Here is a 25,452-nt window from a genome sequence, read left to right as displayed (position 1 = left end):
TAGTTTTCACCTTCCAATTACGTCGTATTTTGCTGCTTCATATACTGAAACATATCAATCATAATTGAAGCCACCGCTAATTGATTTTGAAATTTTTCCACTTTATCCGGTATTGTTTTTTTGAAATGCTGCATAGCAGCTAACTCAAAGGCTTCTTTTTCTTCTGGATTACGCGTTAATTTCCGATACCAGTACGGCTGTTCCCGGATATAACGAGTTAAATCCTCATCAGCTTTTATAGACTCCATAAGATCTGCTCTCATCCTCTTTCCCCCTAATCCTTTTGAAAGAAAAATGGATTATTTTCAGAAGTACTTTGTTCTTCTTGCGCGCGGTTTCCTTGAAATTGTTGTATAACTTGTTGCACACTACCAATCGCACTCGTTACATTTGCTAAATGTTGCTGCATTTGTTCTACGTCTAGCTTTTTAAAAAAAGAAAGCATTTGTCCCATCACATCAGCAGCTTTTTCTTCTTCAGTTTTCTCTTCTTCAGTTCTATCTTCTTTTTTCTCTTTATTTTTTTTCACTGAAGAAAAAGCAGGTGCTCCATCAGGTCTATACGCTGCCCATATTCGATCCTCTTCACCAAGTAAGTACCATTCTTCATAAAATTGCTGCCAAGTTTTTTGGCCACCTCTAACCTCATGAACCATTTTAGGGTGATGGTTTACAAATTCTTTAAACTGCTGAACCGATGGATGCAACGGCCCTTTTGTTGTCGGCATAATCCTCACCTCTTCTTGTATATCTACTATATTGTAAGAAAAAAAAGGCGCATGGTTCGCCCATTTTTAGACGATTCATGCACCTTTTTATTTTCGAATAAAGTTTTGAGTATAAAACTTATCGTATACCCCAACACCTAATCCAGTAAATTGCTCATTTAATAAATTTTTTCTGTGGCCTTCACTATTTAACCAGCCTTGTACCGCTGCGATTCCATCACTATGTTGCGCCGCTATATTCTCACCAGCAAGTTGAAAAGCTACTTGACCACGTTGCAGACGATCTCCTAACGTACCAAAAGTAGGCGAGTCATGGGAAAAATAATTATTATCCTTCATATCTTTACTATGGCCAAATGCAACGTCTGCCGTTTGTTGATCCCATGTTAACAACGGTAATTCATGACGACCTCGAATAATATTTGTTAAGTCTAGAATTTGCTGCATATTTCCATTTTCTACTTGCTTCATTTTTTCTGGAGTCAATGGTTGTTCCGCTATTAATTCTCCTGAATAAACAAGCTGATACGGTCTTTGGCGTAATAACGTTTCATCATCCATATAACGAACACCAACAAGCTCATGTGTAAAATGATCAAAGTATAATTGCGCCCATCCATCTTCTACAGGTATTAGTGGTTGTTCCATTACTTCTGTATCAGATAACTCAAATTGATAATTATTTTTCCCTCTTTTTAATGAAATCTCATGTGAAATCGGATTCTTTTTATATACTTCTTCATACTTTTCATTTATATAATAAGGTGTCACCTTAACTTGTTCACCAGCAACATACGCCGTTACAATTTTACGTTCAGCAACTCCAAATTGAACATACTGAGTTAAATCTTGATTATACACCCACCATTCATATCCATAGGCAGACGGCTCTATTCGAGATGGTTCGCCCCACTTTGCTAATAAATTCTCAGAGTCCCCACCAATCATATTTAAAACAGTGTCTGAGGTTTCTTCATTTATTTGCTTTTTCTTTTTCACAATTTTATTTTCTTGCTTAGAGTGAGATGGGGTTAATATATATTGCGAAACGAGTAATTTCCCGTATAAATCCACAGCTAAAATTAAAAATGTAATGATTACGATACGTAATACTTTTTTCAAACGATATACCTCCTGAACAAAACATAAAATTGAGATATACACAAATCCTTTTCTTTCCTTTTTGTGTGTACCGTACTCTTTTCACTATATCATATTTTCACGAAAAAAGTCTGGATTATCCCTTTTCTCTCAATATGAATTGCACTTTCTTATTATTCATACTATTATAAAAATAACAGTATAACATTAAGAAGGAGGTATTTTATGCAATTTACAAATACAAAGTTTAATGATGCAGTCGTAGATTTAACTCTTTTAACTGAAATCATGGAAAACAACCATTTTGTACTCGCTGGACAATGGGATTATGAACGCATTACATATGATTATAAATTTGAAATATTAACGGATATTTATTATTTACGTGTACAAGGTTTTGCTGTTGAAGGTGACATCGGCGGTAGACACGCTCAAGTAAAACTATTACCTCCCTTATTAGGAAAACACTATTATCCTCATGGCGTTGAATATGGTGATGATGAGATTTTCCCAACGAATGTACTTCAAAAAAGCGAACAACTCCTACAAAATATTGAAAAAGAATTGAAAGAATTTCAAATTATAGAATAACAAAAAACGAGAGCATCAATAAGATGCTCTCGTTTTTATTTTGTCTGCAAATAAGGGGGTAACTCTTGCAACTGCTCTTTATCCTTTTCACGCTCTCTACGTGCCCATTTAAAGAACACATAGCCGATAATCGTACCGTACACTATTTCCTGGACAATTTTCATAATGATACCGCCTGTTTGCTGGTCTTGTACGACTGGCATCCAATGTAAAAATTCTGGTCCGGTTATATTTAAATCTGATAAAGTACCCGCTGGTACACAAAGTTCCATCGCCTTCATCCAAGCGGCTGAATCCGTATATGTTGCAAATAATGGGGCAGTCGCAAAAATTATTAATGCACAAGCTGGTGTTAATAAAATACCATTAGCAAACATGTAACCAAGCTTCTTTATATCACTTAACGTTTGATATTCCGGCAACGGATTTAGCATCGGCCACCACATCATCATTGCTGCAAAAAACAATATAGCAAGGCAAATAGGATGCGCTATTTGACTTTGTTTTACTGTATCAAAAACAACTGGCAAATGATAAAAGGAAAACAGACCGTTAAATACGAACAACGCAATAAGCGGCTTTGCAAAAACCTTTAGCACAATTTGAACGAACTTAAAAGAAGTAATATATTGATATAGCCATACAGGTATACCAAGCAGTAATAACGGGGGAACTGCAATATACATTATTGCCATTTCAAACATATGTGCGCTAAATATAATATGACCAATTAAATCAATAGGTCCTCCCTTTACAAAATACAAGAGGACAATCCCAGTCGTAAAATAAAAAATTTGCTTCTTACTTACCTTCGTCGCATTTTCAAATCGCGTTCTATATGGTCCAATAATTAAAAAGTACCCAATAAGAATCGAAAACATAAATAATAAAAAGATCGGACTCCATAGAGCTTGAAAACCAAATATCCACAAGTTACTCATTGTCACACCCACCTTCTTAAGGTTATCCTTTCACATAATGTGAAGAGGGAGCTGTGACAACACAAGCTCCCTTATTTTTCACTTTTCAGATCCACACGATCGTCATAAAAGCTAAAATTGTAATTAATCCTATTAACAGACCAGAATAAAGAAAGAAACTTGCCGCTTCATGTCCTTTATGACTCATATGCATAAAATAATACAATTGAAAAATTACTTGTACCACTGCTAATAGTAAAATAAATGGTACAGAGAAAGTCGGACTAAAAGTTTTCGGAAATGCAACTGCCACAAATGCAACTAATGTTAAAAAAATCATTAATGCAAACGTAATAACTTGATGCTTCATCTCCTCCGCACTTTTTCTCTTCCGATAAACAAGATCAACTTTAGGATTATTCGTTTGCTTTACGGCCATTGTTTATCCCACCATTCCCATTAAATATACTACAGTGAAAATAAACACCCAAACTACGTCAATAAAGTGCCAATAAATTGATGCAACATAAAACTTTGGTGCGTTGTATAAATTTAAGCCTCTCTTCGCGTTTCTAAAGATTAATGTTAAAATCCAACATAATCCAAACAACACGTGGAGCCCGTGTGTACCAACAAGAGCATAGAATGCAGAACCAAATGCACTACTTCTCATAGTATGCTTAAATTCATGCGTATAATGATAAAACTCATATATTTCAAACCCCAAAAATCCTAATCCCAGCAACACTGTTACAAGTAACCAAAGTTGCATTTTCTTAAAGTTGAAATTTTTCATATGATACATTGCATATACACTCGTTAAACTACTTGTTAACAAAAGCATCGTCATGATGAAAACGAGTGGCATTTGAAACATCTCTTGAGATGTTGGTCCGCCATTTGTAGAGTTCTTTAATGCTAAATATGTGCCGAATAAGGAAGCGAACAACACCGTTTCGCCTCCAAGAAATAACCAAAAACCGACAAACTTATTTTTTCCCTCAAGGGTTGCTTTTTCAGGCTCTGCTGGAAATGTTTCATTCGTTAATTTTTCATCTACATGCATTATGCCTTGCCCCCCTTATCCTCTAAATCTTCTTTATGAATATGATATCCATGATCATCGACTACTGAGCGAAGGAACATTGTACCAAATGTAATGATTAAACCAATAATTGCTACTAACAACCAAAACTTATCTTTTCCACCCTGCATATACATCGCACCAAACGCGGCTATAAATAAACCTAAAGAAATGATAAACGGTGAAAACGAAGGGTTTGGCATATGAATATCACCAACTGGTTCCGCAGCTGTCATCTCTTTATTACCTTCACGTTTTTCAATCCAAAACGGATCTAACCCGCGAACAAATGGTAATTGTTTGAAATTATATTCCGGTGTAGGTGCTGGCATTGTCCACTCTAATGTACGTGCATCCCATGGGTCACGACCAGCCTTCTCTTTTGACACTGTTGTTTTAATTACATTGAATAAAAGAACGATTGTGCCAAGAGCCATAAATACTGCTCCAATAGAACTAATCATATTCCCCATTTCTAATCCTTGTCCCTCTAGGTATGTGTAATAACGACGTGGCATACCAATTAATCCAAGGAAATGCTGAATAAAGAACGTTAAATGGAAACCGATAAAGAATAACCAAAATGTTATCTTTCCTAGCGTTTCATTTAATACCTTATTAAACATAAGTGGCCAATAATAATGTGCACCTGCAAGTAAACCAAATACAACACCGCCGACAATTACATAATGAAAATGTGCTACCACAAAATAATTATCATGAAATTGATAATCAGCTGGTGCAGATGCAAGCATAACGCCTGTAACTCCACCCATAACGAATGATGGAATAAAAGCTACCGCCCACATCATTGGTGTTGTAAACCTAATACTTCCACCCCACATTGTAAAGAGCCAGTTAAATATTTTAATACCTGTGGGAACTGCAATCGCCATTGTTGCAACTGAGAAGATAGCGTTCGCAACAGGACCAAGACCAACTGTAAACATATGATGCGCCCATACCATAAATCCTAAAAATCCGATTAATACAGTCGCGAACACCATCGATGAATAACCAAATAATCTTTTTTTCGAAAATGTGGCGAAGATTTCTGAGAATATTCCGAAAGCTGGGAGTATAAGAATGTATACTTCTGGGTGACCGAAGATCCAGAATAAATGCTCCCATATAATTGTGTTCCCACCTAATGCCGGATTAAAGAAACTTGTGCCAAATAAGCGATCTAGCATTAAAAGACCTAATCCTACAGTTAATGGAGGAAATGCGAATAATATAAGTGACGATGTTACAAATGTTGTCCATGTAAACATCGGCATGCGCATATAGGTCATTCCTGGCGCTCGCATATTAATAATTGTAACAAGGAAGTTAATACCTCCAATTAATGTACCAATACCTGATATTTGCAAGCCGAGTACATAAAAGTCAACACCATGCCCTTTTGAGGCTAAAGCTAAAGATGCATACGATGTCCAACCTGCATCAGGTGCTCCTCCTAAAAACCAACTTAAATTTAAAAATACTCCACCAAAGAAAAACAACCAGAATCCGAGTGAATTCAAAAACGGGAACGCCACATCACGTGCTCCAATTTGAAGTGGTACTGCGGCGTTCATAAATGCAAACACGAGTGGCATAGCTGCGAGGAAAATCATTGTTGTACCGTGCATCGTTAATACTTGATTATAAGCATCCCCAACAAGAAAAGCATTGTTAGGAATCGCTAACTGAAGGCGAATAAATAGCGCTTCTATTCCGCCTATTATAAAAAATACTCCACCTGCAATTAAATAGAGAATGGCAATCTTTTTATGGTCTACTGTCGTTAAATAATCCCATATGACAGCACCCATCCCCTGTTTTTTTGCTACAGAACTCACGTTTTCAACCTCCCCTTCGCAAATGATCCCTCTTTACTTTTCAATCTTTAACGTTTGTAAATATGCATTTAATGCATTAATTTGATCATCCGTTAAGTTGCCATATTTACCAGTCATTTTATTACCTGGCTTCATATTTTCAGGATCTTTCAGCCATTTTTTTAAGTTCTCTTCATTGTTTTCGGCAATACCAGCAACTGTATCGCGATCTGCAAAGTTTGCTAAGTTTGGTGCGATACGAGCGGAAGGTGGTCTACTATCATTAGATCCAACTGCATGACAACCAATACAGCTTTTATTAAATATTTCTTGGCCTTCTTGCGCCTTTGTTGAAGCTACTTCTTTTTTCCCATCAATCTTCTTCATATCAGCAAGCCATTTTTTGTACTCGCTTTCATCTAAAGCTTTCACTTTAAATTGCATTAAAGAATGTGACGGGCCGCAAAACTCTGTACAAAAACCATTATAAGTGCCCGATTTATCTGCCTTTAACCACATTTTGTTTACATTATCTGTATTTGTATCCATTTTCCCAGCTAAAGATGGAACCCAAAACGAATGTTTAATATCGGCACCCTTCAAATTCAAATACACTTTCTTACCTGTGGGGATGACTAAATCTTGAGAAGTTACTATTTTTTCTGATTTATAAGAAAATTCCCACCAATAAAGATTCGCTGTTACATCAACAACGATAGTATCTTTATCAATATTCTTTTTCTCCATCGCACTTACATCAGCAAGCTTGAATGTATATGTAACAGTCGGAACAGCCAAGATTAACAAAAGAATAATCGGAATAACTGTCCATATAATTTCTAGTTTGTGATTTCCTTCAACTTGCTCTGGAATGAAATCTTCCTCACCCTTTTTTTGTCGGAAACGCACAATTACATATAAGAAAATAATAGTAACTACAAGTACTACTCCAATCATGATTGCACTCGCTAGTAAGAGCAAATCATATTGCATTTTTGCTACTTCTCCTTGCGGAATTAAAGTAGATTGAAAGGCTTTACCGCATCCCCCTAACAGTAAAGCCAGCAGTGAAACGAACGAAAGCAGTCGCCACTGTTTCTTCATACAAACAACCCCCACTTTCTTTGTGAATTAGATTGTACTTTATAGTTAAGTAAAGTAAATCTCAACGTAAAGAAATCCAATCATGTCGTTGTCTTAGAAGAATGTAACTACAATCATTGACACAAATAAGATTGTTAAGTAATTCAGGGAATAAACAAACATTTTTACGGACCATTTGATGTCATCTTGCTTACGGAAGCCATAAAACCCTAGTACGATCCATCCGATGTTTAGCAATGTTGCAATTACCATGAATGTTATTCCAAGCCCACTCATATAAAATGGTAGTGGTAATAAACATACTGTCCAAATCATAATCTGACGTTTCGTAATATCAAATCCCTGTACAACAGGAAGCATTGGGATTCCTGCATTTCGATATTCATCAACACGTTTCATCGCTAATGCGAGGAAATGTGGGATTTGCCAAATAAACATAATTAAAAATAACATCCAAGCAATTGGATGACTTAAAGACGGATCAATTGCCGCCCATCCAATTAAAGGTGGAACTGCTCCTGATATACTACCTACAACAGTATTTAATGTATATTTTCTCTTCGTCCATAACGTATATAAAACAACGTATGTGAAGGCACCAATAAATGAGATGAATACTGCCATTGGTGTAGTAAGTAATAAAAATGCAAATCCAAGTAGTAAAATTACAAGTCCAAATGCCAGTGCAAATCCAGGTTTATATTTCCCTGTTACCGTTGGACGGTTTTTTGTTCTTTCCATTAATGGATCGATATCTCGGTCAATGTAGTTATTTAAACAACATACCCCTGCCATAATTAATGCAGAACCAACGATTGTGAAAAACAGCTTATCTAGATGGTCCATAACACTTAGTCCATTAAAATGTAAAGCCAGCCAAAATCCTGTAAATACAGTAAGTGTATTTGAGTTTACAATACCCATTTTAACGAGTGCTGATAAATCTTGTAACCGAGTTGTTTCCGGTACACTTGAAACAGCTGACTCATCATGCAGCTCACTTGTTGCATGGTTCATCACTTTAACCCCCTCTTAAACCTATCATCTTTCTTAGCTTTTATTTCATATGAAATATTTCGCTTTATATAGCAATATTATTACAGTAGAAATATTGTTAACCCATTCTACTACTAATCTACGCCCATACTCCAATATATTAAATCATATTTCCCGAACATTTTGTGAAGAAAACATGAACTTTTTGTGTCGAATATTAAAAAACTTTATTCTACTCTATCCTTATCATAACACGATGTTATCTTCTATAATAAACTATTTTGTCATATTTAGCATGTATTCTCCCTATTTCTTTTTAAAATCTCCTTATTTTTACCTAAAATATGTATGTTAATTCCCATTTTTTTCTTCGTGATACGTGCATTGCCCTCACCCTTCATTTCTTTGCTATTTTATTATTTTTTATATATCATAGGACTGTAGCACGTTTTATTCTATACATAATGGAATGAAAATATTTCGCAATAACTTCATAGCAGAAAGATGGTGAAAGAGATTGCAACGCTTTATTAAATGGTTAGCAGTCATTACAAGTCTCGATTTATTAATAGTTTTACTAGGAGGCGCTTTAGTTACAAAAACAGGGTCAGGCCAAGGATGCGGTAAATCATGGCCACTTTGTAACGGTGAATTGATTCCATCTAATTTATCAATGGAAACTATTATTGAGCTAAGTCACCGCCTTACATCAGGGTCAGCAGGAATCCTTGTTACTCTTCTTTGTATTTTGTCCTGGAAATATTATAAACATGTGCGCGAAACAAAGACGTTAGCAATTTTATCCTTCGTATTTTTAGTAGCCCAAGCACTAATGGGAGCGGCGGCAGTTGTTTGGGGACAAATGCCTGCTGTATTAGCTATTCACTTTGGTATTTCCTTAATTTCATTTGCTTCTGTTATCTTGTTAACGTGTCTTATTTTTGAAATTGATCAAAAATTCGATGCACGTTCTCTTATTATGGACAAAAAAATGAAATTTCATATTTACGGTGTAACAATTTACAGTTATATCGTTGTCTACACAGGAGCTCTAGTACGTCACGAACGAGCAAGCTTAGCCTGTCCAGACTTCCCTTTATGTAGCAAAAATAGACCTATGCCAACTCAACTACATGAGTGGGTTCAAATGGGACATAGAGTTGCAGCGATGTTAATTTTCGCTTGGATACTATATGCGATGATTATCGCTATTCGCCATTACAAGCAGCAACCTGTAGTATACTGGGGATGGATTATTTCATTTATCCTTGTTACACTTCAAGCTGTAGTGGGAGTTTTAGTCGTATTTACAAATGCTAGTTTATCAATGGCATTATTACATTCTCTCTTCATTTCTTGCTTGTTTGCTGTACTGTGCTATTTAGTTATGTTAGGTACAAGAAGTACGGTCAATGCAAAAGAAGCTGAATTGAATTCTAAGCAAAATAAAACAAAGTAATACTTTAATCCCTTGCCAATTCGGCAAGGGATTATTTGTACTAAAAAAGAGCTGCTTTCACACAGCTCTTTTCTTTATTTTAGTGATCTAACTCAATGAGTAAGTCACCCGTTTGAATTGCATCACCATCATTAACATATACCTTCTTCACTTTACCATTGAACGGTGCTTGAACTGTCGTTTCCATTTTCATCGCTTCTGTAATTGCCATAGAATCGCCTTTTTTCACTTCATCGCCTTCTTTTACAACTACTTTAATAACTGTCCCTGGCATTGTTGCACTAATATGGTTTGGATTTTCACGATTCCCTTTCACACGTTGTGCAACTGTTGCTTTTACACTTTCGTCTTTCACAACAATCTCACGTGGTTGACCGTTAAACTCCAAGTAAAGTACACGGTTTCCATCTGGCTGAGGCTCTCCGATTGATACTAGTTTAACCATCAATGTTTTACCTTGTTCGATTTCCACATCGATTTCTTCACCTAGTCTCATTCCATAGAAGAATGTCGTTGTATCAAGCACAGATACGTTTCCATAAAGCTCAGCAACTTTTTCGTAGTCCATAAACACTTTTGGATACAACGCATATGCGACTACATCAAAAATCGTCACTTCGCGTCCCAGTTTATGGAATAACTCTTCTTGTAAAGCATCGAAATCTACTGGCTCTAATAATTCACCTGGTCTTACTGTTAATGGCTCTTTCCCTTTTAAAATTATTTCTTGTAATTTTTTCGGGAAACCACCATATGGTTGTCCTAAATCTCCCGAGAACATTTCAACAACAGATCCTGGGAAGTCCATAGAATGTCCACGCTCTAAAATATCTTGTTCTGTTAAGTGGTTTTGAACCATAAATAATGCCATATCACCGACAACTTTAGATGATGGTGTTACTTTTACAATATCACCAAACATATCATTAACACGGCGATACATCACTTTAACTTCATCGAAGCGATCTCCTAAGCCAACCGCTTTCGCTTGTTGTTGTAAATTACTATACTGTCCGCCTGGCATTTCGTGCATATATACCTCTGTGTGAGGTGCATTCATACCACTTTCAAACGGTGCGTAGTATTTACGTACATCTTCCCAGTAATGAGATAGTTTTTCTAATGAATCTATATTAACGTCTGGCTGTCTTTCGTTTCCGCCTAACGCATAGTATAGCGTGTTCGCACTTGGTTGTGACGTTTGACCAGCCATAGAACTTACTGCTACATCGACAATGTCAACACCTGCTTCAATTGCCTTCGTATACGTTAATATACCATTTCCACTTGTATCATGTGTGTGCAGATGAATCGGAATCGATACCGTCTCTTTTAATGCTGAAACTAGATCATATGCTGCATTTGGTTTTAGTAAGCCCGCCATATCTTTAATACCTAAAATGTGAGCTCCTGATGCTTCTAACTCTTTTGCTAAGTTTTTATAGTAATTTAAATCATATTTACTACGTAACGGATCATGAATATCTCCTGTGTAACACATTGTCGCTTCTGCAATTTTACCAGTATCTCGTACAGCATCAATCGCAACTCTCATACCTTCTACCCAGTTTAAGCTATCAAAAATACGGAAGACATCAATTCCAGCTTGAGCAGAACATTCCACAAATTTTTGAATTAAATTATCTGGATAGTTTTTGTAACCTACTGCGTTTGAAGAGCGAAGTAACATTTGGAATAAAACGTTTGGCGTTTTTTCACGAAGATCTAGTAATCGTTCCCATGGATCTTCTTTCAAGAAACGATATGCAACATCAAACGTTGCACCGCCCCACATTTCCGCTGAGAATAAGTTTGGTAACATTCTCGCTGTCGGCTCTGCAATGTGATGTAAATCTTTTGTACGAACACGAGTTGCAAGTAATGACTGATGTGCATCACGGAATGTTGTATCAGTTAAAAGTACACGCTTTTGATCTTGTACCCACTTTACTAATCCATCCGCCCCACGCTCATCCAAAATTTGTTTCGTTCCATTTTGGATTGGCTCTGAGTGTATCACATTTGGTATACGAGCATCTGGGAAAATTGGTTTCTCTTTTTTCCCTACTCCTGGGAAGCCATTTACTGTTACTGTACCAATATAATTTAACATTTTTGTTCCGCGGTCTTTACGTTTCGGGAACAAGAATAGTTCAGGTGAAGCGTCAATAAATGAAGTGTCATATTCTCCTGATAAGAAGTTTTTATGTTTTACTACATTCTCTAGGAATGGAATATTTGTTTTAATACCACGAATACGGAATTCTTTTAAGTTACGTTCCATTTTTGCAGCGGCTTGTTCAAAAGTAAGTGCCCAAGTAGTAACTTTTACAAGTAAAGAATCGTAGTACGGTGTAATAACTGCACCTTGGAAACTATTACCTGTATCAAGACGAACACCAAAACCACCGCCTGATCGGTACGCCATAATTTTCCCTGTATCTGGCATGAAATTATTTAGTGGGTCTTCAGTCGTTACACGAGATTGGATTGCAAATCCATGCACAACCACTTCCTCTTGCTTAGGAACACCTACCATTTTACTATGTAATGCATGTCCATCAGCTATTAATATTTGTGATTGAACGATATCCACTCCTGTAATCATTTCTGTAATTGTATGTTCAACTTGAACACGTGGGTTTACTTCAATGAAGTAAAACTCATCACCTTTTACAAGGAATTCTACCGTTCCTGCGTTTAAATAGTTTACATTTTTCGTTAACTTAACAGCAGCATCACAAATACGTTGACGCAAATCATCTGAAAGCGATACACTCGGTGCGATTTCGACAACTTTTTGATGGCGACGTTGTACAGAACAGTCACGCTCGAATAAGTGAACAACATTGCCTTCTTCATCTGCTAAAATTTGTACTTCTATATGTTTAGGTTTTTCAACGAATTTTTCAACGTATACTTCATCATTACCAAAGGCTGCTTTTGCTTCTGATTTCGCGCGATTATACGATTCTCTTAATTCTTCACTAGCTCGTACTATACGCATACCTCGACCGCCACCACCAAGGGACGCTTTAATAATAATCGGGTAATCATACTTTTCAGCAAATTCTGCGACTTCTTCTAATGAATTTACTGGACCATCACTACCAGGAATAACTGGAATTTGTGCTAACTGCGCTTGTGTTCTTGCTTTAACTTTATCTCCAAACATATCTAAATGCTTACTTTTTGGACCAATAAAGATAATTTCTTCTTCTTCACAACGTTTTGCGAATTGAATATTTTCTGACAAGAAACCATATCCAGGGTGGATTGCATCTACATGATTACTTTTCGCAATCTCAATAATGCCTTCAATATCTAGATAAGCATCAATTGGTTTTTTCCCTTCCCCAACTAAATAGGACTCATCGGCTTTATAGCGATGATAAGAACCGCTATCCTCTTTCGAATAAATTGCAACTGTGTTTAATCCAAGTTCTGAACATGCTCGAAATACACGAATTGCAATCTCTCCACGGTTAGCTACCAATACTTTTTGAATACGTTGCAGCTTTGTCATGATTTTCCCCCTCTACTTTCTACCACTCTAGAGATAAAATACATACACACTCTAAAGAGCGTGAAGTTCTTCACTTTCCACATTATATTATACTTAGAAAGCTTCACTTTATTTTTATCCATCATACCTTATTTTTCAACAAATGATAAGTTTTCTGATCAATTTGTTTCACAAAAACAGTATAGCATACCTCTTCCTTTTCTAACAACATTATTGTATATCACATTAATTTTAATGTGATATATTTTTAATCGATATAACAAAATAGTATATCACATTAAAAATAAACGAAATAAAAAAGCACACTGAGCTCTTCGTCCCAGTGTGCTTTTTATTTCACAACAACAAGATGTGGTCCACCTTGCCCTATTTCTGTATTCGTTTCATTCTGTAGTTTCTCTTGTCGTTTTACATGACTAGCAATATTTAACAGTATACCCATTGCAAGTAAATTAGCCAATAAAGAACTTCCACCATAACTTACAAACGGTAATGGTACCCCTGTAAGCGGTATTAACCCAGACATCCCACCGACATTAACAAAAGTTTGAACTCCAAACAAACCTGCAATCCCTATTACTATTAAACTGCCAAACGGATCTTTACATTTTTGCGCAACCCTGAGCGACCGAATAATAATTAATAATAAACAGATTAAAATGACTGCTACACCTATAAAACCGAGCTCTTCAGATATAATTGCCATAATAAAATCTGTTTGCGGCTCTGGTAAGTAGCCATATTTTTGTACACTGTTTCCTAATCCTCGACCATGTAGCCCACCTGAAGCAATTCCAATAAAAGAATTTATTAATTGGAATCCATCATTTTGAGGATCGTTAAATGGGTCAAGAAAAACTGAAAAACGCGCTTTTTGGTATGGATTCAACTTATAGTTCCCAATTAAATACAACGCCGGAATCCATATTATAGACGTTAAAAGGAATCGTTTTATACTTAAATTAACATTAACTCCCGAACAAAAGAACATAATTAGTACAGTTCCACCTATTAGTATATCGGTCCCTAAGTCATTTTGAAGTAAAATTAATCCCATCGCTCCACCGACAACAGCTAAAGGAGGAATTATCCCTTGTACAAAAGCTGTTTGCGTCTCTTGTTTCTTGGCACAAAAGTTTGCTAGCGTAATAATAACCGTTATTTTCACAAACTCAGCTGGTTGTATACCTAATATCCATCCTTTTGCACCATTCACTTCCTTACCGAAAAGGAAGGCTGCAAGTAATAAAGCAATACTCCCTGTTCCCATTGCAATCAAAACTATTCGCTTTCTCCAAATCTTATAGGGAATAGCAACGATAATCGCTAACATTATCGTTCCAATTGCTAGAGCAACTAATTGTTTTTTAAAAAAGTAATTTGCTGGCCAGTTATGCTTTGAAATCGCAACAATGGAACTAGAACTATATACCATTATTACTCCCAACACACATAAAATAATAAGAGGAAGTAATAATGAATAATCCATCGATTTCCATACTTTTTTCATTTCATTTCCTCTTTCTGTTTCAATTTAATTATTGTTGTATTCCATATGTATACAGATTCTTCCTGCTTTATCATACAAATAAAAAGCCCAAACTATTTCAGTTTGAGCCCTCCTATTTGAACCCGTTATTGTTGTTTGTTTGTAAATGCTTCATGAAGTGCAGATAACTCACGTTCGAGCTCTCCTAGCATCGCTTTCCCTTGTTCTTCTGCAATAAGACCAAGGCGAACTGCAAAATCGACCTCGCGGGATAGTCCAAACATTTGTGTGTCTAACACTTCTTCATATAATGGACATTGCGGCATTGTAAGATTGTCCATTTGCACCTTAATAAGTCTTAAAATCTTCTCCGCATCCGCTTGTAGAAGGGCTAGTGCCTTTTCCTGATGATTTGATACTGTCTCAGACGCCAAATTGATTCCCTCCGTTTCCGTCCTACTCTCTCCTATCTATTAATATTAGCGATAGTTTTAATAAATTGCAATAGAAACATTTTTTGTGACAACAGTGTCTAATACTATTATACTGAAAAGTGGGAGTATAACACAAATGGGGGAACAACAATGAGCGAAATTTTATTTATTAATGGAAAAGTACGTTTTCCAATCACTATCGATCCAACTGTTTGGATTTTTGATGATCGAAAATTAGATTTGACAACTTACTTTGATGAAACAAGAGAAGAATCATCCGAATTAGAAACATATTTAAAACATACTTCAGAGCATTGGGATCGCGAAATCCGTGATGGCGCTGCCTTCCCGCCAATCCAACAAAGCGTAAAGAAATATAAAAAAGAACAGCTTATTAACGGAACATTTGGCATACCACTTCAGCCATTTCTTAAAAATGCTGAAATTTTAGAAGGTGCTACTCAAGTCGAAATTGAAACCACAGACAATTCGATTACACTTCCGTTAGAAACAGCTAATCAAGCAATTCTCGGTTTTTCAAAAGAAGGTAAACCATTAAGAGAAGACGGACCTGTTCATCTATATTTCCACGATGGATCTAATAGACAAAATCCGATTCGTAACATCCGTAAATTCACAATCATTTAAATTATATAATTAAAAGACAAAAAAGGAGTGAGCTGAAGCTCACTCCTTTTTATAATAAATCCGCTGCTAGTTGAGCTAAATTAGACCGCTCCCCTTTAACAAACTTTACATGACCACTAATACGTTGCTCTTTAAACTTCTCTACAACATATGTTAAACCGTTATTATATTCATCCAAATACGGGTGATCAATTTGCTGAGGATCTCCCATTAATACAATTTTACTTTTTTCGCCTACTCTTGTTAATATCGTCTTTACTTCATGCTTCGTTAAATTTTGTGCCTCATCAATTATAATGAACTGGTCTGGAATACTTCTCCCACGTATATAGGTAAGCGCCTCTACTTCAATCGAACCCATTCCAGCTAAAATAGCATCTAGCTCTCCAGGCTTTTTCGTATTAAATAAATACTCTAGATTATCAAAGATCGGTTGCATCCACGGTCTTAATTTTTCTTCTTTTTCTCCTGGTAAATAACCGATATCTTTTCCGACTGGAACGATTGGTCTCGCAACAAGTAGCTTTTTATATAACCCTAAATCTTCCGTTTGCATGAGCCCCGAAGCCAACGCTAGTAATGTTTTTCCTGTACCAGCTTTCCCCGTTAACGTTACTAGCGGAATATCTTCACGAAGCAACAATTCTAATCCCATAATTTGCTGCACGTTTCGTGGGCGTATCCCCCATACTTGTTCATTGTGAAAAATAAGTTTCTTTACCTTCTTACCTAAATGATCCACAATCCCAAGTGCTGAACTAGAGCCCCCTAGTGCATCTTTCATTACAACAAACTGATTTGGATAAAAAGGATGATTTGCGATTTCAGATAAAGGCAGTTCACCTTTTTCATAAAAATAATCCAATTGTTCTTTTGATATATATCCTTCTAAAAATCCTGAATATATATTGTCTACTTCAATTACGCGGTCACTTAAATAATCTTCAGCCTTCAAACCAATTGCGTCAGCTTTTACCCTTACGAGCACGTCTTTACTTACTAAAATAACAGACTTCCCGTCCTCTTTTTCTTGTTCTTCTAAAGATAGGTTTTTCGCTACCGCTAAAATTCGATTATCATTTGTTTTTTCTACAAAAATATCTTGCAGTTGAACAAATGAGCGATGATTTAATTCAATACGAAATGTACCGCCGTTTTCTAGCGGAATACTTTCATGCAGCTTTCCTATTTCGCGAAATTTATCTATTAACTTAGACACATAACGAGCATTTCGTCCTACTTCATCCATATAACGTTTTTTCGAATCAACCTCTTCTAATACAACTGCTGGAATCACTACTTCATTTGTTGCAAATGAAAAAATAGATAAAGGATCCTGCAAAAGTACATTCGTATCTAACACATAAATTTTATCCAACCTGTTACCCCCTGACTCCACTTTTAAATTTGTAGAACAAGGGTTTCATCCATAAAATATGGACGAACCATTGTTATAATTATATGTAACGTATAAACGAGGTAGAATCGAAATTCATAGAAATTAAACCTTTTCTTTATTTTTTATTCATTTCTATTCAATATATTACTTTTAATTATTATTTTTCACATTAAATCACAATACTCAATTACAAAATTTAATGAACGACTTTCCTATTCATCCCATTTATAATTCTTTCATTCCTACCAACACTTGATTATCCAGCTTTTTCGCAGCTCGAAGATCATATGTTTTTTCATATACTGGTTCTGTAGCAAGTTTAGCTCCATAAAACATAACATCACGAACTTCTTGCACACTCACTTCTATTACAGCTAATTTTAGTGGAATCCCTTCCATTCTATCTGTTAAAATTTGACCTTCACCACATATGGAAAATACGGATTCATTCGCCATTATAGTCAATACTACCCCTGCACTATGCCGTATATTTTCCACAATACGTGAGCGTTGATCTACCGCAAATCGAATACTAGTTTCACTCACTGCATATACCCAAGAAATAGCACTTACGTTAGGAATTTGTTTTTCGAAATCTGTCGTTGCTACCATAACGATACACTCTTTACGTAACGATTGTACTAAATCATCTGTCAATGTAGGCTCTACTACATTCGCCATATCTCCACCTCCAAATAATCTTTCTATACCCCTATCATAACTTATTTTTCGAATTGCGAAAATATTATTTTTTCCCGCTATTATTCAAAAACATTATGCTTCCATGATATACTTATACTGATAGAATTCGTATTGAGGTGACGAAATGAGAGTCAGATGTATGATTTGTGATAAAAAAGATATGTTAGATGACGAAAATCCTATGGCAAAAAAATTGCGTAATCGCCCTATTCATACATATATGTGCATGGAATGTACGGAACGCATTGCAGAGCGTACTATGGAACGCCATGCAAGTGGTAATTTCCGATTATATCGTGATAAAAAAGTAGAAGACGATTGGTAAACCGTAAATAAGTCCTTAATCATATAGATAAGGACTTATTTGTATTTTTCTGGTTCACGATTCATCTGATCCAAAAAACAATCAATTGCTTCTACTGGAAATCTTGCACTCCTTATTTCTCCATCAATTTCATATGTAATTAAATACATTTCCTCGTTCTTTTCCACTTCTACATTTCGTAATTTATGCTCTTCATATATCATATTTCGAAATAATACATACGTTTCTTGTGCAGCGCTATCATCTGGACGCGCTTCCGCAACAGTTTTAATTGTTAACCAATTATATAGTGCATCTTGTACCGAGCGCATGAAACTCCCCCTTTTCATCCTGCTTTTTGTTGTTTCGCTTGACGTAAACGTAATCTATAAATTCCAAGTACAATCGCCGCTACAACGAGCCCCTCTCCAACTGGTAAAAAAACTGCAAAGAAAGTTAATACCGTGCATCCAATTGCTAAAGATATGTATATTACTATATTTTTTAGCACTGATAGCTTCCTTGCAAATCCTAAATTATATACAAGTGCACTCAGTATAATAATTGTCCCATAAAGTAACCACATCCCTAGTTCTGGATTTTCATCAACTTTGCACAATTTCGCGAAAAATGACATTCTTTCTAACACTATCTTTCCTCCCTTCTCATAAAAACAAATTTTCTTTATGTACTTAATACAAGAGTAACTCGCAAAAAAAATACTGTCCACAAAAAAGAGTAAATATTCTAAAAAATAAACAAAATAAAAAAACAGCTACCTTTATAAAAGGTAGCTGCTTTTACTGTTTTACGCTTCAACAGATTTCTTTTTCTTAGCAGCTCTTTCGCGCTCGCTCTTATCAAGAATCTTTTTACGTAGACGAATTGATTCTGGAGTTACTTCACAGAACTCATCATCATTTAAGTACTCTAATGACTCTTCTAAAGTCATTAAGCGTGGTTTTTTCATTGTTGAAGTTTGATCTTTTGTCGCAGAACGAATGTTAGTTTGTTGTTTCATTTTTACAACGTTAACTGTTAAATCATTCTCACGAGTGTGTTCTCCGACAATCATACCAGCATATACTTCTGTACCTGGTTCAACGAAGATTACACCACGGTCTTCAACTTGCATAATACCGTATTGTGATGCTTTTCCTGCTTCAAGTGAAACTAGAACACCTTGACGACGTCCACCCACTTGTCCAGCATGTACTGGTTGGTAGCAATCGAATGTGTGATTTAAAATACCGTAACCACGAGTTAATGTTAAGAATTCTGTTGTGTAACCAATTAAACCACGTGCTGGAACCATGAAAGTAAGGCGAACTTGACCGTTTCCGTTATTCACCATATCTAACATTTCACCTTTACGTGCACCCATAGATTCCATAATAGAACCTGTGTATTCTTCAGGTACATCGATTTGCACGCGCTCTACAGGCTCACATCTTACGCCATCAACTTCTTTAATAATTACTTCAGGCTTAGATACTTGTAGTTCATAACCTTCACGACGCATGTTTTCAATTAAGATAGATAAATGTAATTCTCCGCGTCCAGATACGATCCATGCATCAGGAGAATCTGTATTATCTACACGTAAACTTACATCTGTTTCTAATTGTGAACGAAGACGCTCTTCAATTTTACGAGATGTAATGAATTTACCTTCACGACCTGCAAATGGGCTGTTATTTACAAGGAATGTCATTTGTAATGTTGGCTCATCGATACGTAATAACGGTAAAGCCTCTTCATGCTCAACCGGACATACCGTTTCACCTACGTTAATGTCTTCCATACCTGAAACAGCTACTAAATCTCCAGCTTTTGCTTCTTCAATTTCTTGACGTTTTAATCCAATATAACCAAATAATTTAGTTACACGGAATTGTTTCACACTTCCGTCAACCTTCATTAATGCAACTTGTTGTCCTACTTTCATTGTACCACGGAATATACGTCCAACCCCGATACGACCAACATAGTCATTGTAATCAAGAAGTGCTACTTGGAATTGAAGTGGCTCTTCGCTGTTATCAACTGGTGCTGGAATATGTTCAATGATTGTGTCAAACAATGATTTCATATTCTCTTCTTGGTTTGCTGGATTTGAATCTAAGCTTGCTGTTCCGTTCATTGCTGATGCAAATACAACCGGGAACTCTAATTGATCTTCGTTTGCACCAAGTTCGATGAATAAGTCAACTACTTCATCAACTACTTCATCAGGGCGAGCGAAGTCACGGTCAATTTTGTTTACAACAACGATTGGCGTTAAGTTTTGCTCAAGAGCTTTCTTTAAAACAAATCGTGTTTGTGGCATACAACCTTCATATGCATCAACAACAAGTAGAACACCATCAACCATTTTCATGATACGTTCTACTTCTCCACCGAAGTCAGCGTGACCAGGTGTATCTAAAATGTTAATTCGTTTATCTTCATAGTGAATCGCTGTATTTTTTGCTAAAATTGTAATACCGCGTTCTCTTTCTAGATCATTCGAATCCATTGCACGTTCTTCAACGTGTTCGTTTGCACGGAAAGTCCCCGCTTGACGTAATAACTGGTCAACAAGTGTTGTTTTACCATGGTCAACGTGGGCAATAATTGCTATATTTCGTAAATCTTGTCGTTTTTTCAACATGTCCAACTCCTAATGTCTTTTTAATCCTTCTCTATTATAAGAGCGAAGGGGATACTATGGCAATCAAAATAAAATCAAGAATGAAAATATAGTTGTATTCTTACTTTTGTGAAAGTAAAATGAGATTGGAGGGTGAAGAAATGGAACACATTCAATATCGCTTTTTATTAACTGCAATTATCGGTGTTATTTTCTTAATCGGTATCGGCATTATGGTTGCTGAAAATAGTCCCATTGGTATTATTATTTGCATTATCGGCACATTTGTTACAGTTGGATACGGTTTTGTAACAAAAAGAAAAATGCGTAAATCGCAATAACGTTAAAAAGTAAGAAGCTTCTTTATATAGCCTCTTACTTTTTTTGTTACTGCGATACAAATAGGAATACCTCTTCGTATACTCCTGGTTTTGCAACTAACACACTGCTCTTCTCTATGATAGAAAGAGGAGTTCCAGAGAAGGTTGTCACTCTCCCGCCAACTTCTTCTACAATAATCTGTCCCCCGCCAAAGTCCCATGGCGATAAACGCGGTGTTACATACGCATCTAATCTTCCCGTTGCAACATATACCATTTCTAGCGCAGCACAACCATAAGACCTTGTTCCTCTCGCTTTCTTAACAAGCCTCATCATTTTTTTCGTATTCAGCAATGGATTATCAGTAAGCCATATCGCATTTAGAGCTATAATTCCCTGTTCTATTGTTCCTTCTTCTAGCATGGGAATAGGTAAATCATTACAAAAGGCCCCTTCTCCCTTTATCGCATGATATAATTCATCATGAACTGGATCATAAATAAGGCCAATTTTTCCGATACCGTTCTCATAAATTCCAATTGAGATTGCGAAATTTCTTTTTTGGTGAACAAAGTTCATCGTGCCGTCAATTGGATCAATTAACCAAACAACCCCATTAGAAGAAGTGATTTCATCTCCATAGCCTTCTTCTCCTAAAATATTATGGGCTGGGAATGTTTCTTTAATTCTCCCAATTAAAAACCGCTCCGTCTCTCGATCCATGTTTGTTACTAAATCCGCTGCATTAGATTTTGTTTCTATAATAAGTGCTTTTTTCAGCGATCCCATTAAACGTTCTCCCGCTTCTCGAATCCACTGTTTTGCGTGTGTATCGATATCTTTCCATATCTCGTGCATGTTTAAACACTCCGATCTATACTGTTCACAGAAAAAACGAACCCTTTATAAGGTTCGCACCAACTAATTTTTTATTCATATACTATTATTACGCTTCTAAACGAATCATTTCAAGTCTTAACACTTCTAATTTTTCTACGCACTCTTCTTTTTTCTGTTTGTCATTCTCCATCATTGCATCATATAAAGTTGCTAATTCATAATCTAGCTCCAAACGTAGCACCGGAATTCTTTTTTCAGCATCTGTTCTCTTTAACGCATTAATCACCTGTCTCATATTATTTGCCTCCTCCCAATATTCGTTTGCCCTCGGACTAGAATTGATTCAATTTTCTGATTTTTTGTTTTATACTATACTATGTTGGATAAATCATCTATGCAACAAAATTATATTTTTTTATTAAAATTTTTTTGTGCTGTTTTTTTTATGAATAGTACAAGCTATGCTAAAATAAAACAAAATAGGAGTTGGAGGAACAATCATGCCACTACAAACATTCACATCAACTGATTTTGAAGTTTTTACTGTTGATGGTCTTGAAGAACGAATGAGCGCAATTAAAACGAATATTCATCCTAAGCTAGAAGCTTTAGGGGAACAGTTTGCAGAATACTTATCGAAACAAACCGATGAAAACTTTTTCTACCATGTAGCCAAACACGCACGCCGCAAAGTCAATCCACCAAACGATACTTGGGTTGCTTTTTCAACAAATAAACGTGGATATAAAATGTTACCACATTTTCAAATTGGTTTATGGGGTACTCACGCTTTCATATACTTTGGTTTAATCTATGAGTGTCCACAAAAAGTGGAGACGGCTCACGCCTTCTTAGAACATTTAAATGATTTAAAAACGAATATTCCAAATGACTTCGTTTGGTCCATTGACCATACTAAACCAGGTGTAAAATTGCATGAAACGCTTGAAACGGAAGACTTACAAAAGATGATTGAACGTTTAGCTACTGTGAAAAAAGCAGAATTATTAGTCGGTATTCATATATCACCAGAGGAGTTTTCAGCAATGACCAACGAACAATTCCTTGCTAAGATTGAATCTACGATGCAATCACTCCTTCCTTTATATGCGATTTCTAATCGATAAATCGATAGTAGAAAACGGACAATTTATATTGTCCGTTTTTAGTTGTTATCACATTATAGCACTTTGTATTTTATTTTTCAAAATATTTTTACATTTTTACAATCTTTTTTTCTGCTACTTCTTTTGCCTTTTGAATCGCACGATATATAGAATATCCACTTACTTCTTGAAATTCTTTATCAATTTTTTTCTCCGCTGCCTTCGATGGGACAATCTCTTTAAAACGACGATATAATTCCATCAAGTCTTCTCTCAAAACTCCTTTTTCATATACCTTTTCAATCGCTTCATAAAACTTTACAATTGCTACCATTTCTTCATTTGACCAATCGTAATCAAGTGGATATTGATATTCCATTTTTGCACCTCATTCAGTATTCTTTCTTTTTCCATTATGCTACCTTTAAAAGAACCTTTTATTCTTCACTATAGCCACTTTGCATTATACACCATTTACCCATTTCAATGGAATTGTCTTCCTCTTTGTGGTATTTAAAATCCAACTATTAAACATACTCACCTTGAGAATGAGATTTTTCTATACATCTATAATTATTGGTGATATAATGCTTTTGTTTTATAGAAAGTAAAGTGAGACTACCATCCCCAAAAAAGCTTTTGTGAATGGCAGGAAAACAAGTCATGTTCTAAAAGTTAGTCATCTTAAATTCCTTTTAGAATGAGATGAAATCATATAAAACAAATTCTAATAAATATTACGAAGAAGAAGGGGTGTATAGATTGTCCCAATACGAAACACCATTGTTTACCGCTTTAGTTGAGCACAGTAAGCGAAATCCAGTTCAATTCCATATTCCAGGTCATAAAAAAGGACAGGGCATGGATCCAACATTTCGCGAATTTATTGGGCATAATGCATTAGCAATTGATTTAATTAACATTGCGCCGCTCGATGATTTACATCATCCAAAAGGTATGATTAAAGAAGCTCAGGATTTAGCCGCCGCTGCTTTCGGTGCAGATCATACTTTCTTTTCTATTCAAGGTACAAGTGGTGCAATTATGACAATGGTGATGAGCGTTTGCGGCCCTGGTGATAAAATCCTCGTGCCACGAAACGTGCATAAATCTGTAATGTCAGCTATTATTTTCTCAGGTGCAAAACCGATTTTCATGCATCCTGAGATTGATCCGAAGCTTGGTATTTCACACGGGATCACAATGCAGTCTGTCAAAAAAGCTCTCGAAGAGCACTCAGATGCGAAAGGCTTACTTGTTATTAATCCAACATACTTTGGGTTTGCTGCAGATTTAGAGCAGATTGTAAAATTAGCTCATTCTTATGATATTCCTGTACTTGTTGATGAGGCTCACGGTGTTCATATCCATTTTCATGATGAACTACCAATCTCGGCTATGCAAGCAGGTGCAGATATGGCAGCAACAAGTGTTCACAAATTAGGAGGGTCTTTAACCCAAAGCTCTATTCTTAATGTAAAAGAAGGTCTTGTGAACGTAAAGCATGTCCAATCCATTATTAGCATGCTTACGACAACATCAACTTCTTACATTTTGTTAGCATCCCTTGATGTTGCTAGAAAACGTCTTGCTACCGAAGGAAAAGTTCTCATAGAACAAACAATACAATTAGCTGAACATGTTCGTGATGCTATTAATGCTATTGAGCATCTTTATTGTCCTGGAAAAGAAATGCTAGGAACAGATGCTACTTTTAACTATGATCCTACAAAGATAATTGTATCTGTAAAAGATTTAGGTATTACTGGCCATGAGGCTGAAGTATGGCTTAGAGAACATTACAACATTGAAGTAGAACTCTCTGATCTATATAACATACTTTGTCTTATCACTTTTGGAGATACCGAAAGTGAAACTGATACACTTATCACAGCATTACAAGATTTAGCAACAACATACAGAAATAGAGTAGATACAGGTGTTCAAGTACAAGTAGACATTCCAGAAATACCTGTGCTAGCACTTTCTCCTAGAGATGCTTTTTATTCAGAGACGGAAGTCATTCCGTTTGAAAACGCAGCAGGTCGCATAATAGCTGATTTTGTTATGGTTTATCCGCCAGGGATTCCAATCTTTACTCCGGGGGAAATTATTACACAAGAAAACTTAGAGTATATTCGTAAAAATTTAGAAGCAGGGTTACCTGTACAAGGACCCGAAGATATGACGTTACAAACATTACGTGTTATTAAAGAGTACAAGCCTATCAGTTGATAGGCTTTTCT

27 protein-coding genes are annotated in these 25,452 nt (G+C 35.9%); 7 read left to right on the top strand and 20 right to left on the bottom strand.

Annotated elements, in window-relative coordinates:
* Positions 1 to 17 precede the first annotated feature (17 nt).
* The 3 genes from MRBLBA3_RS02495 to MRBLBA3_RS02485 form a co-directional block, all read right to left on the bottom strand.
* The gene (locus tag MRBLBA3_RS02495) at positions 18 to 263 is read right to left on the bottom strand and encodes a YlbE-like family protein (RefSeq protein ID WP_001200915.1); all 246 of its coding nucleotides are present in this window, start codon (positions 261 to 263) and stop codon (positions 18 to 20) included.
* Between the two features lie 11 nt (positions 264 to 274).
* Entirely contained in the window at positions 275 to 727 is a 453-nt protein-coding gene (locus MRBLBA3_RS02490; RefSeq protein WP_363379669.1) for a YlbD family protein, read from the bottom strand.
* Between the two features lie 87 nt (positions 728 to 814).
* The gene (locus MRBLBA3_RS02485) at positions 815 to 1,849 is read right to left on the bottom strand and encodes a CAP domain-containing protein (RefSeq protein ID WP_000757182.1); all 1,035 of its coding nucleotides are present in this window, start codon (positions 1,847 to 1,849) and stop codon (positions 815 to 817) included.
* Positions 1,850 to 2,053: 204 nt separating this feature from the next.
* On the opposite strand from MRBLBA3_RS02485, the gene MRBLBA3_RS02480 reads away from it, so the two are divergent.
* Positions 2,054 to 2,419, top strand: coding sequence for a YugN family protein (locus MRBLBA3_RS02480; RefSeq protein ID WP_001160931.1), 366 nt, complete (start codon positions 2,054 to 2,056; stop codon positions 2,417 to 2,419).
* Positions 2,420 to 2,454: 35 nt separating this feature from the next.
* Here the strand turns inward: MRBLBA3_RS02480 and ctaG are convergent, their stop codons facing one another.
* The 6 genes from ctaG to ctaB all read right to left on the bottom strand — a co-directional run bounded on the left by ctaG (position 2,455) and on the right by ctaB (position 8,367).
* Positions 2,455 to 3,360: a cytochrome c oxidase assembly factor CtaG gene (ctaG, locus tag MRBLBA3_RS02475; RefSeq protein ID WP_000069008.1), complete on the bottom strand. Its 906-nt coding sequence runs from the start codon at positions 3,358 to 3,360 to the stop codon at positions 2,455 to 2,457.
* Positions 3,361 to 3,445: 85 nt separating this feature from the next.
* Entirely contained in the window at positions 3,446 to 3,778 is a 333-nt protein-coding gene (gene ctaF / locus MRBLBA3_RS02470; RefSeq protein WP_000279358.1) for a cytochrome c oxidase subunit IVB, read from the bottom strand.
* 3 nt (positions 3,779 to 3,781) lie between these two features.
* A complete protein-coding gene (gene ctaE, locus MRBLBA3_RS02465) occupies positions 3,782 to 4,405 on the bottom strand; it encodes a cytochrome c oxidase subunit III (protein ID WP_000557861.1) in 624 nt (207 codons plus the stop codon).
* Positions 4,405 to 6,240 carry a cytochrome c oxidase subunit I gene (gene ctaD / locus MRBLBA3_RS02460; RefSeq protein WP_175472357.1) on the bottom strand — a complete coding sequence of 612 codons (1,836 nt, stop codon included), beginning with the start codon at positions 6,238 to 6,240 and terminating at the stop codon, positions 4,405 to 4,407. The genes ctaE and ctaD overlap by 1 nt, the downstream gene beginning before the upstream one ends.
* 60 nt (positions 6,241 to 6,300) lie before the next feature.
* Positions 6,301 to 7,350 (bottom strand): cytochrome c oxidase subunit II, encoded by a 1,050-nt coding sequence (gene coxB / locus MRBLBA3_RS02455; protein WP_000745263.1) that lies wholly within the window; start codon positions 7,348 to 7,350, stop codon positions 6,301 to 6,303.
* Positions 7,351 to 7,443: 93 nt separating this feature from the next.
* Positions 7,444 to 8,367, bottom strand: coding sequence for a protoheme IX farnesyltransferase (ctaB, locus tag MRBLBA3_RS02450; protein WP_001015049.1), 924 nt, complete (start codon positions 8,365 to 8,367; stop codon positions 7,444 to 7,446).
* Between the two features lie 496 nt (positions 8,368 to 8,863).
* On the opposite strand from ctaB, the gene ctaA reads away from it, so the two are divergent.
* Positions 8,864 to 9,805, top strand: a complete 942-nt coding sequence (gene ctaA, locus MRBLBA3_RS02445; RefSeq protein ID WP_001188748.1) for a heme A synthase — start codon at positions 8,864 to 8,866, stop codon at positions 9,803 to 9,805.
* 79 nt (positions 9,806 to 9,884) lie between these two features.
* Here the strand turns inward: ctaA and pyc are convergent, their stop codons facing one another.
* From pyc to MRBLBA3_RS02430, 3 genes are all read right to left on the bottom strand, one after another.
* Entirely contained in the window at positions 9,885 to 13,331 is a 3,447-nt protein-coding gene (pyc, locus tag MRBLBA3_RS02440; RefSeq protein ID WP_363379667.1) for a pyruvate carboxylase, read from the bottom strand.
* 331 nt (positions 13,332 to 13,662) lie between these two features.
* On the bottom strand, positions 13,663 to 14,841 hold the full coding sequence (gene ftsW, locus MRBLBA3_RS02435) for a putative lipid II flippase FtsW (protein ID WP_363379665.1): 1,179 nt from the start codon (positions 14,839 to 14,841) through the stop codon (positions 13,663 to 13,665).
* A 125-nt stretch (positions 14,842 to 14,966) separates the two neighbouring features.
* Positions 14,967 to 15,254, bottom strand: a complete 288-nt coding sequence (locus MRBLBA3_RS02430; protein ID WP_000135698.1) for a YlaN family protein — start codon at positions 15,252 to 15,254, stop codon at positions 14,967 to 14,969.
* 150 nt (positions 15,255 to 15,404) lie between these two features.
* Between MRBLBA3_RS02430 and MRBLBA3_RS02425 the strand changes: the two genes are divergently transcribed.
* A complete protein-coding gene (locus tag MRBLBA3_RS02425; RefSeq protein ID WP_001289780.1) occupies positions 15,405 to 15,902 on the top strand; it encodes a hypothetical protein in 498 nt (165 codons plus the stop codon).
* A gap of 49 nt (positions 15,903 to 15,951) precedes the next feature.
* Here MRBLBA3_RS02425 and MRBLBA3_RS02420 read toward each other — a convergent pair whose 3' ends face one another.
* Positions 15,952 to 17,280: a PhoH family protein gene (locus MRBLBA3_RS02420; protein ID WP_000358078.1), complete on the bottom strand. Its 1,329-nt coding sequence runs from the start codon at positions 17,278 to 17,280 to the stop codon at positions 15,952 to 15,954.
* A 246-nt stretch (positions 17,281 to 17,526) separates the two neighbouring features.
* Entirely contained in the window at positions 17,527 to 17,982 is a 456-nt protein-coding gene (locus MRBLBA3_RS02415) for a pyridoxamine 5'-phosphate oxidase family protein (RefSeq protein ID WP_000024572.1), read from the bottom strand.
* A 145-nt stretch (positions 17,983 to 18,127) separates the two neighbouring features.
* Here MRBLBA3_RS02415 and MRBLBA3_RS02410 point away from each other — a divergent pair, with 145 nt between their 5' ends.
* Positions 18,128 to 18,328 carry a YlaI family protein gene (locus MRBLBA3_RS02410; RefSeq protein ID WP_002094429.1) on the top strand — a complete coding sequence of 67 codons (201 nt, stop codon included), beginning with the start codon at positions 18,128 to 18,130 and terminating at the stop codon, positions 18,326 to 18,328.
* Between the two features lie 35 nt (positions 18,329 to 18,363).
* Here MRBLBA3_RS02410 and MRBLBA3_RS02405 read toward each other — a convergent pair whose 3' ends face one another.
* The 3 genes from MRBLBA3_RS02405 to typA form a co-directional block, all read right to left on the bottom strand.
* Complete coding sequence (locus tag MRBLBA3_RS02405; protein ID WP_001258153.1) at positions 18,364 to 18,639, bottom strand: hypothetical protein; 276 nt, start codon at positions 18,637 to 18,639, stop codon at positions 18,364 to 18,366.
* Between the two features lie 14 nt (positions 18,640 to 18,653).
* On the bottom strand, positions 18,654 to 18,956 hold the full coding sequence (locus MRBLBA3_RS02400) for a YlaH-like family protein (protein ID WP_000893662.1): 303 nt from the start codon (positions 18,954 to 18,956) through the stop codon (positions 18,654 to 18,656).
* A gap of 159 nt (positions 18,957 to 19,115) precedes the next feature.
* Positions 19,116 to 20,960, bottom strand: a complete 1,845-nt coding sequence (gene typA, locus MRBLBA3_RS02395; protein ID WP_000914767.1) for a translational GTPase TypA — start codon at positions 20,958 to 20,960, stop codon at positions 19,116 to 19,118.
* A gap of 140 nt (positions 20,961 to 21,100) precedes the next feature.
* Here typA and MRBLBA3_RS02390 point away from each other — a divergent pair, with 140 nt between their 5' ends.
* Positions 21,101 to 21,280 (top strand): DUF5325 family protein, encoded by a 180-nt coding sequence (locus MRBLBA3_RS02390; RefSeq protein ID WP_000400129.1) that lies wholly within the window; start codon positions 21,101 to 21,103, stop codon positions 21,278 to 21,280.
* A 46-nt stretch (positions 21,281 to 21,326) separates the two neighbouring features.
* Here the strand turns inward: MRBLBA3_RS02390 and MRBLBA3_RS02385 are convergent, their stop codons facing one another.
* Positions 21,327 to 22,118 (bottom strand): inositol monophosphatase family protein, encoded by a 792-nt coding sequence (locus MRBLBA3_RS02385; protein WP_000544519.1) that lies wholly within the window; start codon positions 22,116 to 22,118, stop codon positions 21,327 to 21,329.
* 88 nt (positions 22,119 to 22,206) lie between these two features.
* Positions 22,207 to 22,395, bottom strand: a complete 189-nt coding sequence (locus MRBLBA3_RS02380; protein ID WP_001250167.1) for a hypothetical protein — start codon at positions 22,393 to 22,395, stop codon at positions 22,207 to 22,209.
* Between the two features lie 205 nt (positions 22,396 to 22,600).
* Between MRBLBA3_RS02380 and MRBLBA3_RS02375 the strand changes: the two genes are divergently transcribed.
* Complete coding sequence (locus tag MRBLBA3_RS02375) at positions 22,601 to 23,227, top strand: YktB family protein (protein WP_001130993.1); 627 nt, start codon at positions 22,601 to 22,603, stop codon at positions 23,225 to 23,227.
* Between the two features lie 88 nt (positions 23,228 to 23,315).
* Here the strand turns inward: MRBLBA3_RS02375 and MRBLBA3_RS02370 are convergent, their stop codons facing one another.
* Positions 23,316 to 23,585, bottom strand: a complete 270-nt coding sequence (locus MRBLBA3_RS02370; protein ID WP_000456545.1) for a UPF0223 family protein — start codon at positions 23,583 to 23,585, stop codon at positions 23,316 to 23,318.
* Positions 23,586 to 23,968: 383 nt separating this feature from the next.
* On the opposite strand from MRBLBA3_RS02370, the gene speA reads away from it, so the two are divergent.
* Positions 23,969 to 25,441, top strand: a complete 1,473-nt coding sequence (speA, locus tag MRBLBA3_RS02365) for an arginine decarboxylase (RefSeq protein WP_000084908.1) — start codon at positions 23,969 to 23,971, stop codon at positions 25,439 to 25,441.
* The last annotated feature ends 11 nt before the right edge of the window (positions 25,442 to 25,452 follow it).

Source organism: Bacillus sp. LBA3-1-1.1 (assembly GCF_040676495.1).
Taxonomy (GTDB): domain Bacteria; phylum Bacillota; class Bacilli; order Bacillales; family Bacillaceae_G; genus Bacillus_A; species Bacillus_A nitratireducens.
Note: the sequence above shows the minus strand (reverse complement) of the source record. Positions and strands in the feature narration are given on the sequence as shown.

Bases quoted from the DNA above. Each gene is read 5' to 3' on its own strand.
- MRBLBA3_RS02495 (WP_001200915.1), bottom strand. From the start codon at position 263: ATGAGAGCAGATCTTATGGAGTCTATAAAAGCTGATGAGGATTTAACT.
- MRBLBA3_RS02490 (WP_363379669.1), bottom strand. From the start codon at position 727: ATGCCGACAACAAAAGGGCCGTTGCATCCATCGGTTCAGCAGTTTAAA.
- MRBLBA3_RS02480 (WP_001160931.1), top strand. From the start codon at position 2,054: ATGCAATTTACAAATACAAAGTTTAATGATGCAGTCGTAGATTTAACT.
- ctaG (WP_000069008.1), bottom strand. From the start codon at position 3,360: ATGAGTAACTTGTGGATATTTGGTTTTCAAGCTCTATGGAGTCCGATC.
- ctaF (WP_000279358.1), bottom strand. From the start codon at position 3,778: ATGGCCGTAAAGCAAACGAATAATCCTAAAGTTGATCTTGTTTATCGG.
- ctaE (WP_000557861.1), bottom strand. From the start codon at position 4,405: ATGCATGTAGATGAAAAATTAACGAATGAAACATTTCCAGCAGAGCCT.
- ctaD (WP_175472357.1), bottom strand. From the start codon at position 6,240: ATGGGTGCTGTCATATGGGATTATTTAACGACAGTAGACCATAAAAAG.
- coxB (WP_000745263.1), bottom strand. From the start codon at position 7,350: ATGAAGAAACAGTGGCGACTGCTTTCGTTCGTTTCACTGCTGGCTTTA.
- ctaB (WP_001015049.1), bottom strand. From the start codon at position 8,367: ATGAACCATGCAACAAGTGAGCTGCATGATGAGTCAGCTGTTTCAAGT.
- pyc (WP_363379667.1), bottom strand. From the start codon at position 13,331: ATGACAAAGCTGCAACGTATTCAAAAAGTATTGGTAGCTAACCGTGGA.
- ftsW (WP_363379665.1), bottom strand. From the start codon at position 14,841: ATGAAAAAAGTATGGAAATCGATGGATTATTCATTATTACTTCCTCTT.
- MRBLBA3_RS02425 (WP_001289780.1), top strand. From the start codon at position 15,405: ATGAGCGAAATTTTATTTATTAATGGAAAAGTACGTTTTCCAATCACT.
- MRBLBA3_RS02415 (WP_000024572.1), bottom strand. From the start codon at position 17,982: ATGGCGAATGTAGTAGAGCCTACATTGACAGATGATTTAGTACAATCG.
- MRBLBA3_RS02410 (WP_002094429.1), top strand. From the start codon at position 18,128: ATGAGAGTCAGATGTATGATTTGTGATAAAAAAGATATGTTAGATGAC.
- MRBLBA3_RS02405 (WP_001258153.1), bottom strand. From the start codon at position 18,639: ATGCGCTCGGTACAAGATGCACTATATAATTGGTTAACAATTAAAACT.
- typA (WP_000914767.1), bottom strand. From the start codon at position 20,960: ATGTTGAAAAAACGACAAGATTTACGAAATATAGCAATTATTGCCCAC.
- MRBLBA3_RS02390 (WP_000400129.1), top strand. From the start codon at position 21,101: ATGGAACACATTCAATATCGCTTTTTATTAACTGCAATTATCGGTGTT.
- MRBLBA3_RS02385 (WP_000544519.1), bottom strand. From the start codon at position 22,118: ATGCACGAGATATGGAAAGATATCGATACACACGCAAAACAGTGGATT.
- MRBLBA3_RS02380 (WP_001250167.1), bottom strand. From the start codon at position 22,395: ATGAGACAGGTGATTAATGCGTTAAAGAGAACAGATGCTGAAAAAAGA.
- MRBLBA3_RS02375 (WP_001130993.1), top strand. From the start codon at position 22,601: ATGCCACTACAAACATTCACATCAACTGATTTTGAAGTTTTTACTGTT.
- MRBLBA3_RS02370 (WP_000456545.1), bottom strand. From the start codon at position 23,585: ATGGAATATCAATATCCACTTGATTACGATTGGTCAAATGAAGAAATG.